The sequence below is a fragment of the Nocardioides sp. BGA-UO-ETr-FS32 genome (assembly GCF_059567905.1).
Window position 1 is genome coordinate 585,824 of record NZ_JCAQOX010000015.1, and the last position, 15,891, is coordinate 601,714.

Consider the following 15,891-nt stretch of genomic DNA (forward strand, 5'->3'; position numbering starts at 1 on the left):
CATCCGGAAGAAGAACCCATGAGCGCACTGCCCGAACCGAACGACTCCTCCTCGCACGAGAGGTCGGCGCCGTCCTACACCGGCATGCCGCGTTGGGTTAAGTGGTTCGTCGTCCTCGCCGTGGTGCTGGGGATCGTCCTGATCGTCGGCGCCGCCCTGGCGGGCGGAGAGCACGGCCCCGGCCGACACACCTCCCAGGTGCTGCCGAGCGATCCGGCGCAGGCCGCAGCCGGCGTGCGATGACGGCGTCTGCCCGAGTACGCAAGGCAGGGCTGACCCTCCACGTCGCGTCGTCGGTCGGCTGGCTCGGCGCCGTGCTCGTCTACCTGGGGCTCGGCGCGGCGGCGGTGACCAGTGACGACACGGTGCTGGTCGCCGCGGTGTACCTGGCCATGGACCGGACCGCCTGGACCGTGCTGGTGCCGCTCGCCGTGGCCGCGCTCGTCACGGGCGTCGCCCAGGCACTCATCTCCTCGTGGGGGCTCTGGCGGCACTACTGGGTCATCGTGAAGCTCGTCATCACCACCGTCGCCACAGCCGTGCTGCTGCTCTACACCCGAACTCTGTCGGGGTTCGCCGAGGTCGCGGGGGACACCCCGCTCAGCGCCGCAGACGTGGCCCTGCTTCGCAGTCCGTCGGTGATCGTGCACTCGGCCGGCGCGCTCGTGCTCCTCGCCACTGCGACCGTGCTGGCCACCTACAAGCCGGTGGGGCTCACCCGGCACGGCCAGCGGCACCGACACACCGCCCGGGGCGCCCGAGCGACCGGGTGACGCCTCGGCACCGGCGCCACCCGTCATCGAGGTCGACCCGCGTAGGGCGCTCAGCCGGTGTACTCGAAGATCCAGAGCCCGTAGTCGCGGTCACTCGCGGCGACGTACTCCGTGCCGTCCTGCTCGAAGACCTGCACGCCCCAGAAGTTGCTGCCCGCGTCGGCGATGTAGTGCCCCTTCTCGACGATCTTGTCGTCCTTGATCTCCGCCACGCGGAACCCGCCCGAGTAGTAGGAGAAGTAGAGACGTTCGGGATGCGCCTGCGAGGTGGCCACCTCGTGCACCGAGAGGTCACCGAAGCCCCGTGCGTACGCCGGGTCGTGCGCCTCGGGGATCGCGTAGGTGTCCAGCTCGGTCATCTTCCCGCCCTGGTTGCGGAACAAGTGGACGTAGCCCCAACCGTCGAAGTAGGACGAGAAGGTGAGCGTGTCGCCGACGGCGCCCACGGGGATGGGCGCCAGCTGCGAGCCGTCCCCGGCGAGGCACGCGGCGTCGTCGTACTGGCCCTCGACGCCGAAGATGGCGTAGCCCTGCTGCCGTGGGGCGACGCCGAATGTCGGGATGTCACCGTCGACGCTCATGCCGAGCGTCTGGTTGCAGGCGTCCGAGGCCGTCCGGTTGAAGATCAGCACGGCGGCGTATCCGCCTGCCGCGATCACGTTGGCGACCTTCTCGGTGAAGGCGCACACGCCTCGCTCGACGACCGCGATCTGGGTTCCGTCCCCGGCCGGGACGGCTGGGTCACCGGCACAGGCCCGGCCGGCGAACTTCGCCTGCCCGGTGATGGTCTGACCCTCGGCGAGCGGCGTGGTGTCGCTGCCCTGGCCGGCGACCAGGTCGGTGCCGTCGGTGACGTTGCGCGCCAGGAGGGCGTAGGGAGCGAAGTCCTCGTCGGCGCCGATGACGTAGTCGTTGTCGGCGGTGAGCTCGGCCTGGTGCCCGTTGCCCTCGGGCGGCACGGTGAACCCGCTCTCGAGTGCCTCGGGGTCGGGGTTGGTGAAGTCGGTGTCACCCAGGTAGACCGGGTCGTGGACGTCGGTCACGTCCACCTTCACGTAGCCGGCGTCCCAGTAGGACAGCAGCATGACCTGGCGGCCCCCGATCCTCTTCACGACCATGTCGTGGAGGAAGACCTCGACCAGGTTGCTGGGCGCGGCCTGCTTGATCTGCGGGAACTCCTCATCGAGGTCGTACTCCGCGGTGAGGAACGGCTTCTTCGGGTTGGTGATGTCGACGATGTCGACGTCCTTGCCCTCCTCGTTGTCGACCATGACGGCGTAGGCGCGGTCGCCGGCGTCCCATGCGAAGACACTGTGGATCTCGTTGGCCGCCTTCTTGCCCTGGCCGTTGACCGTGAAGTCGCCGATGCCCTCGGCCAGCGGTGTCGGGGCCTTCGGGTTGGTCACGTCGTAGATGTTCATGCCGCCGAAGCCGGCGTTCTCGTCGCACTTCTCGTTGTTGGACACGAGGAGGTCACCGGTGAAGGCGCGGGTGTCGACCGACAGGGCCTGGATCCCCTCGCCGGGATAGCTGCCGTGCTTGGCGCCGATGAAGGCGACCTCCTTCGGCTTGTCCACGTCCGAGATGTCCACGACGTGCACGCCGTTGTACTTGCACGTCACGACGCCCCAGGCCGCGAGGTAGGCGTGGTCCTCGTGGACGCCGACGTCGGCGATCTTCTCCGGGACGACGTTCTTGAGCCGAAGCTTGCTGACGACGTCGATGTTGCCGGTGGAGCTCGCTGGCAGGTGTCCTCTGGTGTCCCCGTGCTGGTGTGCGTCGCGTGGTCCGTCGGAGTGGGGGAGGCCCCCGTCCGACTCCGGCTCCGGGTGCGCGGACGCGATGCCGCTGACCGCGGTGACGAGAGCCGCTGCCAGCATGATCCGGGTCAGGTTGCGTCGAAGATGTGCTCGCATGGGGTCCTCCGGTGCCAGCCGGGGCGGCGCGGGTCGCCGGCGCGATGCGGCTGCTCAGCTCTCGACGTTAGGACTCCGTCCGCGTGCACACCTAGACCCCAATTGGGGTACGTCCCTCCAGGGGCGTCCATCCGCCAGAACCGTCCCCGCGAGCGGCCGAGCTGCTCAGTCAGGGATGATGTGCTGCCACGGGCGTGACAGCTCGAACCGGCGACCGCTGATCTCGGTCACGTCGACCTCGACGACGTTCCACTTCTCGGTCGCGACCCACGGCCTGAGCGGGAGGTTCTCGGCGCGGTGCTCCTCGTCCTCCTCGAGCTGGCGGGCGCGGCCGCGCATGACCACGCTCGTCGCGTGCTCGTCGACGATCTCGTCGACCTCGAACGCCACGTCGGGGTTCATCACGACGCCGAGCAGCTTGGACCCTTCGGCGGTGCGGAACAGCAGCGAGCGCCGGCCGGTGGCCGGGTCGTGGTCGACGGCGTAGTTGACCGGGGCGATGTGCACCTCGTCGGCGAGGTGGTGTGCCAGCCTGCCGAACTCGCGGCGGCGCAGGAACTCCCAGCACTCCTCGGTGCTCATGCGGGTGATCGGCTCGTCCATGCACAGAACGTACGGCGGCCCGCTGGTCGTCGGCAGGGCCGTTGGACCCCTCCGGGACGGGCCCTCCTCACCTGCCGCCCGCACGCGGGAGGGCAGACGCTGGGGTCATGGACACCGTGCACCCCATCCTGGTCGCCTACGACGGGTCGCCCGACGCCGAGCTCGCGCTCCGCTGGGCCGGCGAGGAGGCCCGCGCCACGGGAGCGGGGCTCCGCGTCGTGGTCGTCGACGACGTCGTCACCTCGCCCTGGGGCCTGGCCGTCGCCCACCACGGCGAGGAGGTCCTCGCCGGCGCCGGGGCAGCCCTCTCCGACGTGGTGCCCGACGCGGTCCTCGAGACCCGGGTGGGCCACGTCATGGAGGAGCTGCTGCGCGCGTCGGAGTCCGCCTCGATGGTGGTCGTCGGGAGTCGCGGCCACGGGCGCACGGAGGATCTCCTCATCGGGTCGGTGAGCCAGCACCTCGCCCGCCACGCCACCTGCCCGGTGGCTGTCGTACGTCCCGCGCACACCGCCGGCTCGAGGCGCATCGTGGTCGGCATCGACGGCTCGAAGGCCAGCTCGAAGGCCCTGGAGTACGCCTGCATGCGGGCCGAGCGGACGGGCGAGTCGGTTACCGCGATCCACGCGTGGCACGACCACGTCCCGTCCACCGACGTGTGGAGCAGCGAGCCGCGCGTGATCGACTCGCTGCCGCACCGGCAGGTCCTGCTCGCCGAGAGCGTCGCAGGCGTACGCACGGACCACCCCGACCTCGTGCTCGAGCAGGAGGCCGTCCCGGTCGCGCCGGTGCGCTGCCTGGCCGACGCGTCGCGCAGCGCCTCGCTGCTGGTGGTGGGCTCGCACGGGCTCGGCTTCTTCGGGGGCCTCCTGCTGGGCTCGGTCAGCCAGGGCGTGCTGCAGCGCGCGGAGTGCCCGGTCGTCGTGGTGCGCTGAGACCGACCGCGGACCGGCTACCAGCCGTGCGAGCGGCGGCGGTAGTCGGTGTGGCCGGCGGACGGGTGGTGGGCCCTGTGGTGCGTCCCACCGTGACGTCGCATCCGGAACCACATCAGCGGGAACACCAGCAGCCAGAACGGCGCCTCGGTGAGGATGCTGAGGACGACGAGGACCGCGATGACCGGCAGGAGCGGCAGGCGGAAGCGCGAGCCGGCCGGTCGCGGCGTACGCGCCGGGGTGCGACTCGGCTGCGGTGCCTGGATCCGGGGCAGGTCGTTGAAGAGCAGCGCGAGGTCGGCGCGGGTGCGGGCGGTCCAGATGGCGTCGAGCCGCTCGTCGTACTCCTCGTGCTCGAGGCGCCCGTCGGCGTAGTGCATCGCGAGGTCGGCCATCGCACGCTCACGGTCGCTGTCCGCGATCCGCATGCGTGGGTCCGGCAGGCTCATCGCTCGCCGTCCCGTCCGTCCGCGAGGATGCCGTAGAGCCGGCGGCGGGTGTCGACCAGCGCGTCGAGGGCGGCCTTCTTCTGCTGGTCCGAGCCCTGCGTCGCGAGCTGCCACACGGCGCTGACGACCTGGCCGATCTCGCTCTTGATGTCGGCCTGCCCGGACGGCTGGTCGGCCACCGGCTGCTCGGTGCGGGCGAAGGGCGCCCACACGGCGGCGAGGTCATCGGTGTTGTCCTCGGCCCAGGCGACGCCGGTGTCCGTCAGCCGGATCGTGCGGCGGCCGCGCTCGTCGTCGGACTCCACGAGGCCCTCGTCCTGGAGCTGCTGGATCGTCGGGTAGACCGACCCGGGGGAGGGGCGCCACTCCCCGTGGCTGAGCTCGGCGATCTCCTGGATCACCTGGTAGCCGTTGATCGGCTCGTCGGCCTGACGGGCGCGGTGCAGCACGTCGATGATCGCGGTGCGCACGTCGCCGCGACGCACCCGCGGCCCGCGCTGCTGGGGCCGCTGCGGGGAGGTGGCGAAGCCGAAGATCTCACCGAGCCACGGCGGCGGGCCGCTCGCCCGGCGGCCGCGGACGCCGCCGCTCGAGAACGCCTGGCTCCAGCCGCTCCAGTCGGGGTTGCCGCTCGGGCGGCGGTAGTCGCGTTCGCCGCGCTCGTTGCTCTCGTCGTCGTTGCCGGGCCAGTCGGCGCCGGGCCAGTGGTGTCCCATGGTGGTGCTCCCTCGGATCGTGCGGTGATGGCTGAACGCTCGTGATGTATCGCAGACCTATCGGTGACCTATCGCGATATATCGTGAGCGTACGCCGACGAAACCCGACGGACAAGGGACTTCTCCCCGGTCCGTCGGGCTGGTCCGTCGGGCTGGTCCGGTCAGCCGCGGGCGCGGCCGGTGGGCGTGCAGGCCCGCTTGGGGACGGTCTCGTCGTCGATGATCGCCCGGAACAGTGCCGGCGCCCGGTCGGGGTCGGCGATGATCCGGTTGGGGTCGCTGGGGGCGGGCAGGTTGGGCATGGTGCACGTCTGGCTGTCGCCGGTCATCGCGAGGGCGAAGCGACCCATGTCGACCGGGTTCATCTCCTCGTCGACGCGGATCGCGCCCGACGCGGCGTCGTTGATCCGCCAGTAGCGCACCGGGTTGAGGAAGGTCCACGGCGAGAGCGCCTCGTCGCCGACCGCGCTGATCACCTCGCGCTGGCGCGCGACCCGGTCGAGGTCGCTGAGCGCGGTGACGTAGCGCGATCGGGAGTAGCCCAGGGCGGTGAGGCCGTCGACCTCCTGGCAGCCCTTCTTGATGTCGAGGCGTGCCCGCGGGTCCTTCATGTCCTGCTTGGGGCAGATCTCCACCCCGCCGAAGGCGTCGACGGTGTTGATCACGCTGCCGAAGCCGAGCTCGACGTAGTGGTCGATGTGGATGCCGGTCAGCGCCTCCACCCGCTGGACCAGCAGGGGCGCTCCGCCGCCCGCGAAGGCGGCGTTGATCATCTGCGTGCCGCCGTCCGGGACCTCGACGAGGGTGTCGCGGGGGATCGACATCATGGTGCGGCCACCGGAGCCGGTGTGCAGGACGATGATCGTGTCGGTGTTGGTGCCGCCGCGCTCGGGCGTGTCGAGCACCTTGCGCTGCTCGTCGGTGAGGTCGTCGGCCTTGTCGGAGCCGACGATGAGGTAGTTGGTGCCGGGCTGGTCGTCGGGCCTGTCGCCCGACGGCGCCGCGTCGACCTTGTCGACCTTCGCCCAGTGGTAGAGCGGCACGCCGGCGAGGTAGACGAGGACCAGGATGAGCAGCAGAGGGATGAGCCCGAGCCGGAACCGAGGGCGCCAGCGCCGCTTCTTCGGCCGCGGCGGCGGGGCGGCAGGGGCCGTACGCCCGGTGCCGGGCGGCTGCCCGCCGGACCCGCGCGCCTCGCGACGGGCCACCGGCATCACCCGGGTCTCGTCGGGTCGCCCGGCTCCCTGCGCCTGCTGCGCCTCGACCCTCTGGGTGGCGTCGCTCGGCGGCGTCTGCGACTTGCTCCCGTAGAGCCAGTCGTACTCCGGCGTTCCCTTCTCGGGCATCCCGGAGCCCTGCGGACGATCAGTCATGACCGATGACGCTACCGTGCCGCGCATGACCGAGCGCAGCGAGGGAATCACGGCGCGTCCCACGTCCTACAGCCGCGTGAGCCTGGGGATCATGGCGCACGCGAGCGAGGCGAACCTGCTGGGCAACGTCCACGGCGGCGAGATCATGAAGCTCGCCGACTCCACGGCGGGGGCGGTCGCGCACCGGCACAGCGGCGGCCCGGCGGTCACCGCCGCGATGGACGAGATGACCTTCCTCGCGCCCGTCCACGTCGGCGACATCATCAAGACCTACGCCCAGGTCAACTGGGCCGGCACGTCCTCGATGGAGATCGGCGTACGGGTCGAGGCACAGCCCTGGGGCAACGCCGGCGACGAGCCGGTCCACGTCGCCAGCGCCTACTTCGTCTTCGTGGCCATCGACGACGAGGGCCACCCGCGGCCGGTGCCGCCGCTGGAGACCGAGACGGCGGGAGACGTACGCCGCCGGCGCGAGGCGGAGATCCGGCGGGCGCACCGGTTGGCGCGCAAGGCCGAGATCGACCAGGGCCGCGAGGGGTAGCCCACCCGCATGCCTCGGCGCGTCGCGCCCGGGTGTGACGGGTGTGACTGGTGATACTGGGCGGGCTGACTTCCCCCAGCAAGAAAGGCCCCTGATGCCGCCCGTCCCGCCCCCCGGGTCGCCCCAGACGCGGTTCTCCGCGCTCGACCGCGCCCAGCGCGTCCGGTTCCGCCGCGCGGTGACGCTCATGCTGATGACGCTCGTCCTCCCAGGGTCCGCCCAGCTCGTCTCGGGTCGTCGCCGGGTGGGCCGCATCGCGCTGTGGACCTGGCTCACGCTGGTCGTCGTCGGCGTGCTCGCCGTCGCGGTGTCGTACGTCTGGAACGGCGTGGCCTTCTGGGCCGGGACCAACACCGCCCTCCTCCAGGCGCTGCGCTTGGGCCTGATGGCGCTCGCCGTCGGGTGGGCGTACCTCTTCGTCGACGCCTGGCGCCTCGGCCAGCCGCTGACCCTGCAGCGACAGCACCGCCTGGCCGTCGTCGGCGTCAACGGCTTCCTGTGCTTCAGCGTCGCCGGTGCGCTGCTCTTCGGCGCGCACCTCGTCGGTGTGCAGCGCGACTTCATGATCACGATGTTCGGCAACGGCTCGGCGGTCGACGCCAGCCAGGGGCGCTACAACGTGCTGCTGATGGGTGGCGACTCCGGAGCCGGACGCTGGGGCCTGCGCCCGGACTCGATGACGGTGGCCAGCATCGACGCCGAGACCGGCAGGACCGTGCTCATCTCGCTGCCGCGCAACATGCAGAACTTCCCCTTCGCCGAGGGATCGGTGATGGACGAGCAGTTCCCCGACGGGTTCGACGAGGAGGGGATGTACCTCAACGGCCTCGCCACGTGGGCGCTCGACCACGCCGAGCTCTTCAAGGGCTCGAAGAACCCCGGTGTGGACGCGACCGTCCAGGGCGTCGAGGGCATCACCGGCCTCGACATCAACTACTGGGCGATGGTCAACCTCGAGGGGTTCAAGGACCTCGTCGACGCCGTCGGCGGCGTGGAGCTCAACGTGCGCCAGCCGATCCCCGTCGGCCTCCCGCACGAGAAGACCTTCCACTACATCGAGCCCGGCGTCCGTACGTTGGGCGGGCACGACACCCTCTGGTTCGCCCGTGCCCGTGAGGGCTCCGACGACTACTCGCGCATGGCGCGGCAGAAGTGCGTGATGAGCGCGATGCTCCAGCAGGTCAGCCCGCAGGTCGCGCTGCGCAACTTCGAGGAGATCGCCGGCGCCAGCTCGGCCATGGTCTCCACCGACGTCCCGCGCGGCGAGGTCGACCGCTTCGTCGACCTCGCGCTGAAGGCCAGGAGCCAGAAGATCGCGACCCTGTCGCTCGTGCCGCCGATGATCAACACGGCGAACCCCGACATCGAGCTCGTCCACGCCAAGGTCGCGGCCGCGATCGCCAAGGCCGAGGGCCGCAAGCCCGAGGCGCCAGCGGGCACCGTCGAGGCTGCGCCCGAGCCGGCCGCCGAGGCCCCCGCGGGCGGCGACGCCGACGGCAGCGGCGAGAGCGCCGCCCCGCAGGACGGCGGCACCTCCACGCCGGCCGCCCCGACCACGCCCGAGGCGCCTCCCGCCGTCACCGGCGGCTCGCTGGGCTCGCTGTCCACCGGCTATGCCGCCAACCAGTCGGAGGACCTGGGCGCGGTTTGCTGAGCGTCGACCGCTCGCCCCTAGTGTGTACGCCGTGACCACCGGACCCCTGCCTCGCATCGTCGCGGTCGTGGTCACCTTCAACCGCCTCCCGCTGCTGCAGAAGCTGGTCGCGCGGCTCGGCGAGATCGACGGTCTCGCCGAGGTGCTCGTGGTCGACAACGCATCGTCCGACGGCACGGGGGAGTGGCTCGCCGCTCGCCCGACCACCGGTGAGATCCCCCTGTCCGGTCGCACGCTGACCACCAACCGCGGCGGCGCCGGCGGCTTCCACGACGGCCTCGCCTGGGCCATCGACCGCGAGGCCGACCTGGTCTGGCTGATGGACGACGACGGCCTGCCCGACGTCGACTGCCTCGACCGGCTGCTCCTCGAGACCGACAACCTCGACTTCTGGGGCCCGCTCGTCGTCGACGAGGCCGACCCCGACCGGCTGGTCTTCCCGATCCGCCTGCCCGGCGGTACCCGGGTCGTGCACGCGGTCGACGACGTGCGCCGCGCCGCCCGCCGGGACCGGATCGACGGGATCGTCATCCCCTTCAACGGCGTGCTCGTCACCAAGGAGCTGGTCGACCGCATCGGGCTGCCCCGCGAGGAGTTCTTCATCTGGGGCGACGACCACGAGTACCGCCTCCGCGCCGAGGAGGCGGGCGCCCGCGTCGCGACCGTCGTCACCGCGACTGTGCGGCACCCCAGCGTGGGCAACCTCGGGACGCCGATGATGTTCGGCCGCACCACCTACAACGACTCGCCCAGCGACCTCAAGCACTACTGCATGGCCCGCAACAACCTGGTCAACCTCCGCGACTACCGCGGCCCGCTCCACGCCCTCGCCTTCGTGGTGAAGACCGCCTGGTTCTACACCTTCACCCGGCCCAGCCTGTCGCGGCTGCGGCTCAGCGTGGGCGCCATGCGCGCGGGCATCGCCGGCGACTTCGACGGCCACCGGAGGTTCCTGTCGTGAGGCACGAGACGGTCGCCATCGTCGTCGTGACCCACGACCGCGCCGACCTGCTGGCGGGCATGCTCGACGGCATCGCCGCCCAGACCCGCCGCCCCGACGCGGTGATCGTCGTCGACAACGCCAGCACCGACCACACCGGCGAGGTGCTGGCCGCGCGCACCGACCTGCCCCTCCACGTGATCACGCAGGACAACCTCGGGGGTGCCGGCGGCTTCCACCGCGGCGTGCGGGCGGCGTACGACGCGGGCTGGGACCGCGTGTGGCTGATGGACGACGACGTGGTGCCCGCCCCCGACTGCCTCGCCACCCTCATGGCCGTCGACGAGGACTGCCTCATCGCGGTCCGCGAGGACCGCTCCGGCGCCCTCGTCGAGAAGGCCGCCATCGACTTCGACCTGCGCAACCCGCTCGCGATCCGCCCCAAGCGGTCGACGGTCGACACGGTGTACGCCGACCGCGCGTCGATGCCGGAGCTCGTCGAGGTGCACAACGTCGCCTTCGAGGGCTTCATGGCCCGCCGCAGCGTGGTCGAGGAGATCGGCTTCCCCGACCCGGCCTTCTTCATCTTCTACGACGACGCCGAGTACGCCGTGCGCGCCCGCCGCGCCGGTCGCCGCATCCTCGCCGTGCGCGACGCGGTCCTGGTGCGCCAGCTCGACTTCAACCAGCAGCACGACCTGTCCGGCTGGAAGGGCTTCTACATGTACCGCAACCTCTTCGTGGTGCACCTGCGCCACGGGGAGAACCTGCTGGTGCGGCTCAAGCCCTGGCTGATCACGCTCGTCGTCGTCCTCCTCAGCCCCCTGCGCGGCGGCCGTGCCGAGGCGCGCAACGTGATCCGCGCCATGGCCTCGGCGCGGGGCATGCGCCGCCTGACCGACGCAGCCCGCCCCCCTCGATAGACTCACCCAGCGTTTCTCACCCAAGGAGTTCATCCCTTGTCCCAGGGCCACACCCACGACACCGGCCAGCTTCCCGACCTCGTCATCGTCGGCGCCGGCCTCTTCGGCCTCACCATCGCCGAGCGGTGCGCCGAGGAGCTCGGTCTCCGCGTGCTCATCCTCGAGCGTCGCCACCACCTCGGTGGCAACGCCTACAGCGAGCGCGACCCCGAGACCAACGTGGAGGTGCACAAGTACGGCGCGCACCTCTTCCACACCTCCAACGAGCGCGTCTGGGAGTACGCCAACCGGTTCACGTCGTTCACCGACTACAAGCACCGGGTCTTCGGCAAGTACCAGGGGCAGGTCTACTCGCTGCCGATGAACCTCGCGCTCATCAACCAGTTCTTCGGCAAGTCGCACACCCCCGACGAGGCTCGCGCGCTGATCGCCGAGCAGTCGAGCGAGATCGCCACCGAGGACGCCTCCAACCTCGAGGAGAAGGCGATCAGCCTGATCGGCCGGCCGCTCTACGAGGCGTTCATCAAGGGCTACACCGCCAAGCAGTGGCAGACCGACCCCACCGAGCTGAGCGCGGACATCATCACCCGCCTCCCCGTGCGCTACACCTTCCAGAACGGCTGGTTCAGCGACACCTACGAGGGACTGCCGGTCGACGGCTACACCGCGTGGCTGACCAAGATGGCCGACCACCCCAACATCGAGGTCCGCCTCGAGACCGACTTCTTCGCCGTGGCGGACGACTACAAGGGCAAGGTCCCGATCGTCTACACCGGTCCCGTCGACGAGTACTTCGGCAACTCCGAGGGCCGCCTGTCGTGGCGCACCGTCGACCTCGAGGAGAGCGTCGTCGACACCGACGACTTCCAGGGCACCGGCGTGGTCAACTACAACGACCAGGACGTGCCCTACACCCGGATCATCGAGTTCAAGCACTTCCACCCCGAGCGGGAGAAGACCCACCTGCCCGGCAAGAGCGTCATCGTCCACGAGTACAGCCGGTTCGCCGAGGAGGGCGACGAGCCCTACTACCCGGTCAACACCGCCGACGACCGCGCCAAGCTGCTGAAGTACCGCGAGCTGGCCAAGTCCGAGCCGATGGTGCTCTTCGGCGGGCGCCTGGGCACCTACAAGTACCTCGACATGCACATGGCCATCGGGTCGGCACTGTCGATGTACGACAACAAGCTCAAGCCGCACTTCACCGAGGGCGCCGAGCTCACCAGCGGAGGCATCGAGGCATGACCGAGACCACCCAGACCACCGTGACCCGGCTGCTCCAGCGGCAGATCCTGCCGATCGACCGCGACACCGACGTCTTCCCCCTCTACGTCGACCTGGAGGAGGCCCGGCTCGACACCGACCGGCACGACGTCGGTGGCGACAAGGCCGCCAAGGACCTCAACAACGCGGCGATCCGCCAGTCGACCTCCACGGGCAAGAAGCTGCACCCCGACCAGATCGAGTCCCGCACCGCGCTGCGGCTCCAGCCCTCGCAGCTGCTGTCGTTCGGCACCTACTTCAACGCCTTCCCGGCCTCCTACTGGCGTCGCCACACCATCGTCACCGACGTCGAGCTGACCGTGCGGATCTCGGGTGCCGGCTCGATGGTCACGGTCTACAAGTCGATGGCCCGCGGCCACTCCCAGCGCGTCGACGCCGCCACGGTCGAGGGCGACGCGGGGGAGTTCACCTTCTCGCTCCCGCTCAAGCCGTTCGTCGACGGCGGGTGGTACTGGTACGACGTCGTCGCCGGCGACCACGGCGCGACGGTCGAGGGCGCGGAGTGGACCGCCCAGGTGCCCGCCGACCGGGCCGAGCACGGCACCGTCGACGTCTGCATCACCACGATGCTGCCCGACATGAGCGCCCAGCTCCTCGGCCAGCTCGGTGCCGCCGAGGAGCTCCAGCCCTACCTCGACACCGTCATGGTGATGGACCAGGGCAAGGACAAGGTCACCGACAGCGACTACTTCCCGGCTGCGAAGGCCGGCCTCGGCGACAAGCTGCGGGTCATCGTGCAGGGCAACCTCGGCGGCTCCGGTGGCTATGCCCGCGGCCAGCTCGAGAGCGTGCGCAAGGGCACCGCGACGTACGCCATGATGATGGACGACGACGTCGTCTGCGAGCCCGAGGGCATCATCCGCGCCGTCACCTTCGGCGACCTGGCCAAGCGCCCGACCATCGTCGGCGGCCACATGTTCAACCTCTACAGCCGCGCCCAGCTGCACTCCTTCGGCGAGATCGTCCAGCCGTGGCGCTTCTGGTGGCAGACCCGGCTGGACGGCTACAGCCAGTGGGACTTCGCCGCGCGCAACCTGCGCTCGTCGCGCTGGCTGCACAAGCGGGCCGACGTCGACTTCAACGGCTGGTTCATGTGCCTGATCCCGCGGGTCGTCCTCGAGGAGGTCGGACTGTCCCTGCCCGTCTTCATCAAGTGGGACGACTCCGAGTTCGGCCTGCGCGCCAAGCAGGCGGGCTACCCGACGGTGTCCTTCCCGGGCGCCGCGGTGTGGCACGTGCCGTGGACCGACAAGAACGACGGCGTCGACTGGCAGTCCTACTTCCACCACCGCAACCGCATCATCGCGGCCCTGCTGCACTCGCCCTACGAGCGCGGCGGCCGGATGGTGCGCGAGAGCCTCAACCACCAGGTCAAGCACCTCGCGTCGCTCCAGTACTCCACCGCGGAGCTGCGCCACCTCGCGATGGAGGACGTGCTGCGCGGGCCGCACGCCCTGCACGGCGAGCTCGCCACGAAGCTCGCGGAGATCAACTCCTTCCGCAAGCAGTTCTCCGACGCCCAGCTGCACCCCGACCGCGACGAGCTCCCGCCCGTACGTCGCAAGAAGCCGCCCAAGAAGGGCAAGTCCGACATCGAGATCCCCGGACGGAAGGCGACCCTCGTGGCCGCTGCCCTGGCGCCGCTGCGCCAGCTGCGCCCGGTCCGCCCGATGTCCCAGGAGTTCCCCGAGGCTGAGCTCCCTGCGATGGACGCGGGCTGGTACAACCTCGTGAAGTACGACTCGGCCGTCGTGTCCATGAACGACGGCTCCTCGGTGGCGCTCTACAAGCGCGACCCCGCGCTCTACCGCGACCTGCTCAAGCGCACCGTCGACATCCACCGACGCTTCCACCGCGAGTGGCCGCAGCTCGCGCAGCAGTACCGCGACGCGCTGGGGGAGATCACCTCGCCCGAGGCGTGGGAAAAGACCTTCGCGCCGTGGATGGACGCGCCGGACAGTGCCGCCGACGAGCGGGAGGACGGGTGAGCCAGACCGGCGACGCCCGCCCGGTCGAGGTGCGCCACGACCTGGCGCACGTCCCGCTGGCGCCCCCCTCGCGCACGTCCGGCGTGCTCGAGGTGTTCCGGCGCCGCTACCTGCTGCGGCTCATGGTGCGGCGCGAGATCCAGGCCCGCTACGCCGGCACGGCGTTCGGCCTGCTCTGGTCCTACATCAACCCGTTGACGCGGTTCCTGACCTTCTACTTCGTCTTCGGCCTGCTGCTGGGGCGAGGCCTGGGCCTGGAGAACTTCGCGATCCACCTGTTCGCCGGGATGGTGCTGGTCAACTACTTCACCGAGACGGTCACCTCCGGGACCCGCTCCCTGCTCTCCAACAAGGGAGTCATCGGCAAGATGGCCCTGCCTCGGGAGATGTTCCCCGTGGCGTCCATGCTCGTCTCGCTGTGGCACGCGGTGCCGCAGTTCATCATCCTGGTCATCGCCTGCCTGGTCACCGGCTGGTGGGGCGACGGCCCCCTGTGGGTGCCCGACGCCGTCGGCATGGGGGCGGCGCTGCTCGGCCTGATGCTGATGATGGTCTACGGCACGGCGTTCGGCCTGATGTTCTCGTGCGTCAACGTGATCTTCCGCGACTTCCAGCGCATCGTTCAGACGTTCATCAACATGGTGCCGTTCACGGCGCCGATGATGTACCCCTTCCACATCGTCGCCGACGGGACGCGCATCCCGAGCTCGTGGCTCAGCGTCTACCTCGCCAACCCCGTCGCCGAGGCGGTGATGCTCATCCAGCGCGGCTTCTGGTACCCCACGTGTGCGCCCGACTGCGCGGTGGACCCGGCGACCGGTGCAGCGCTGCCCGAGTTCGCCAGCGACCTCTACCCGCGCGGCTTCGTCATGCTCGGCATCGGGCTGGTGCTGCTGGTCCTGGGCCAGTGGGTCTTCGCCCGCCTCGAGAAGACCGTCCCGGAGCGCCTCTGATGGCCGCCTCGACCACCACCGCCTCGGCCACGACCTCGATCGTCGTCGACAACGTCTCCAAGACGTTCCGCTACCAGGCGCACCCGACGCTCAAGAAGGTGCTGCAGAACCGCCTGCGCGGCCAGAGCACTAGTGAGACCTTCAAGGCGCTCGACGGCGTCTCCTTCCAGGTCGAGCAGGGCGAGTCCATCGGCCTGATGGGCCTCAACGGCTCGGGCAAGTCCACCCTCCTCAAGCTCGTGAGCGGCGTGATGCGGCCCGACCAGGGCCAGGTGCTCACCCGCGGGCGGATCTCCGGCCTGATCGCGACGGGTGCCGGGTTCCACAACGAGCTCACCGGCCGCGACAACATCTACATGAACGCCGCGATGCTCGGGATGTCCAAGGAGGAGACGGACGCCAAGTTCGACGACATCGCCGCCTTCGCCGACGTCGGGCGCTTCCTCGACACCCCGGTCGGCAACTACTCCTCGGGCATGTTCGCGCGCCTCGGCTTCTCCGTGGCCGTGCACGTCGACTGCGACATCTTCATCGCCGACGAGGTCCTGGCGGTGGGAGACCGGCCCTTCAAGCGCAAGTGCCTCAAGCGCATGAAGCAGATCCGCGAGTCCGGGATCACGATGTTCTACGTCAGCCACTCGGCCGGCTCGGTCAAGCGCATGTGCGACCGGGCGATCGTCCTCGAGAAGGGTCGCGTCGGCTTCGACGGCGACGTCGACGAGGCCATCAAGTTCCTCCACTACGACGGCGACGACGAGGAGCCGGACGGCGAGGAGCTCGAGGAGGACGAGCGCGACGACGCGCTCGCCAACGACATCTAGCGCCCCACCGCACCTGCCCCCG

16 protein-coding genes are annotated in these 15,891 nt (G+C 70.3%); 11 read left to right on the top strand and 5 right to left on the bottom strand.

The features are described 5' to 3' along the window. The first annotated feature begins 18 nt into the window (after positions 1-18). Positions 19-243 (top strand): hypothetical protein, encoded by a 225-nt coding sequence (locus AC57BS_RS16325; RefSeq protein ID WP_496412490.1) that lies wholly within the window; start codon positions 19-21, stop codon positions 241-243. After that, positions 240-773, top strand: a complete 534-nt coding sequence (locus tag AC57BS_RS16330) for a DUF2269 domain-containing protein (RefSeq protein WP_496412491.1) — start codon at positions 240-242, stop codon at positions 771-773. Before AC57BS_RS16325 ends, AC57BS_RS16330 begins: the two co-directional genes overlap by 4 nt. Before the next feature lie 50 nt (positions 774-823). Here the strand turns inward: AC57BS_RS16330 and AC57BS_RS16335 are convergent, their stop codons facing one another. Both AC57BS_RS16335 and AC57BS_RS16340 read right to left on the bottom strand, forming a co-directional pair. Further along, complete coding sequence (locus AC57BS_RS16335) at positions 824-2,689, bottom strand: PA domain-containing protein (RefSeq protein ID WP_496412492.1); 1,866 nt, start codon at positions 2,687-2,689, stop codon at positions 824-826. 165 nt (positions 2,690-2,854) lie between these two features. Next, positions 2,855-3,292, bottom strand: coding sequence for a pyridoxamine 5'-phosphate oxidase family protein (locus AC57BS_RS16340; protein ID WP_496412493.1), 438 nt, complete (start codon positions 3,290-3,292; stop codon positions 2,855-2,857). A 107-nt stretch (positions 3,293-3,399) separates the two neighbouring features. Between AC57BS_RS16340 and AC57BS_RS16345 the strand changes: the two genes are divergently transcribed. Beyond that, positions 3,400-4,227 (top strand): universal stress protein, encoded by an 828-nt coding sequence (locus AC57BS_RS16345; protein ID WP_496412494.1) that lies wholly within the window; start codon positions 3,400-3,402, stop codon positions 4,225-4,227. A gap of 17 nt (positions 4,228-4,244) precedes the next feature. Here the strand turns inward: AC57BS_RS16345 and AC57BS_RS16350 are convergent, their stop codons facing one another. From AC57BS_RS16350 to AC57BS_RS16360, 3 genes are all read right to left on the bottom strand, one after another. Further along, on the bottom strand, positions 4,245-4,676 hold the full coding sequence (locus AC57BS_RS16350) for a DUF1707 SHOCT-like domain-containing protein (protein ID WP_496412495.1): 432 nt from the start codon (positions 4,674-4,676) through the stop codon (positions 4,245-4,247). After that, on the bottom strand, positions 4,673-5,392 hold the full coding sequence (locus AC57BS_RS16355; protein WP_496412496.1) for a PadR family transcriptional regulator: 720 nt from the start codon (positions 5,390-5,392) through the stop codon (positions 4,673-4,675). The genes AC57BS_RS16350 and AC57BS_RS16355 overlap by 4 nt, the downstream gene beginning before the upstream one ends. 161 nt (positions 5,393-5,553) lie before the next feature. Next, positions 5,554-6,765 carry an LCP family protein gene (locus AC57BS_RS16360; RefSeq protein ID WP_496412497.1) on the bottom strand — a complete coding sequence of 404 codons (1,212 nt, stop codon included), beginning with the start codon at positions 6,763-6,765 and terminating at the stop codon, positions 5,554-5,556. Positions 6,766-6,790: 25 nt separating this feature from the next. Here AC57BS_RS16360 and AC57BS_RS16365 point away from each other — a divergent pair, with 25 nt between their 5' ends. The 8 genes from AC57BS_RS16365 (at position 6,791) to AC57BS_RS16400 (ending at position 15,869) form a co-directional block, all read left to right on the top strand. Next, positions 6,791-7,306, top strand: coding sequence for an acyl-CoA thioesterase (locus AC57BS_RS16365; protein WP_496412498.1), 516 nt, complete (start codon positions 6,791-6,793; stop codon positions 7,304-7,306). A gap of 94 nt (positions 7,307-7,400) precedes the next feature. Beyond that, positions 7,401-8,960, top strand: coding sequence for an LCP family protein (locus tag AC57BS_RS16370; protein WP_496412499.1), 1,560 nt, complete (start codon positions 7,401-7,403; stop codon positions 8,958-8,960). Positions 8,961-8,991: 31 nt separating this feature from the next. After that, positions 8,992-9,921 carry a glycosyltransferase family 2 protein gene (locus AC57BS_RS16375; protein WP_496412500.1) on the top strand — a complete coding sequence of 310 codons (930 nt, stop codon included), beginning with the start codon at positions 8,992-8,994 and terminating at the stop codon, positions 9,919-9,921. Continuing rightward, positions 9,918-10,823 carry a glycosyltransferase family 2 protein gene (locus AC57BS_RS16380; protein ID WP_496412501.1) on the top strand — a complete coding sequence of 302 codons (906 nt, stop codon included), beginning with the start codon at positions 9,918-9,920 and terminating at the stop codon, positions 10,821-10,823. Before AC57BS_RS16375 ends, AC57BS_RS16380 begins: the two co-directional genes overlap by 4 nt. A gap of 36 nt (positions 10,824-10,859) precedes the next feature. Next, positions 10,860-12,068: a UDP-galactopyranose mutase gene (gene glf / locus AC57BS_RS16385; RefSeq protein ID WP_496412502.1), complete on the top strand. Its 1,209-nt coding sequence runs from the start codon at positions 10,860-10,862 to the stop codon at positions 12,066-12,068. Beyond that, a complete protein-coding gene (locus tag AC57BS_RS16390; protein WP_496412503.1) occupies positions 12,065-14,095 on the top strand; it encodes a glycosyltransferase in 2,031 nt (676 codons plus the stop codon). Before glf ends, AC57BS_RS16390 begins: the two co-directional genes overlap by 4 nt. Further along, entirely contained in the window at positions 14,092-15,048 is a 957-nt protein-coding gene (locus tag AC57BS_RS16395; protein ID WP_496412504.1) for an ABC transporter permease, read from the top strand. The genes AC57BS_RS16390 and AC57BS_RS16395 overlap by 4 nt, the downstream gene beginning before the upstream one ends. Next, positions 15,048-15,869: an ABC transporter ATP-binding protein gene (locus AC57BS_RS16400; RefSeq protein WP_496412505.1), complete on the top strand. Its 822-nt coding sequence runs from the start codon at positions 15,048-15,050 to the stop codon at positions 15,867-15,869. The genes AC57BS_RS16395 and AC57BS_RS16400 overlap by 1 nt, the downstream gene beginning before the upstream one ends. The last annotated feature ends 22 nt before the right edge of the window (positions 15,870-15,891 follow it).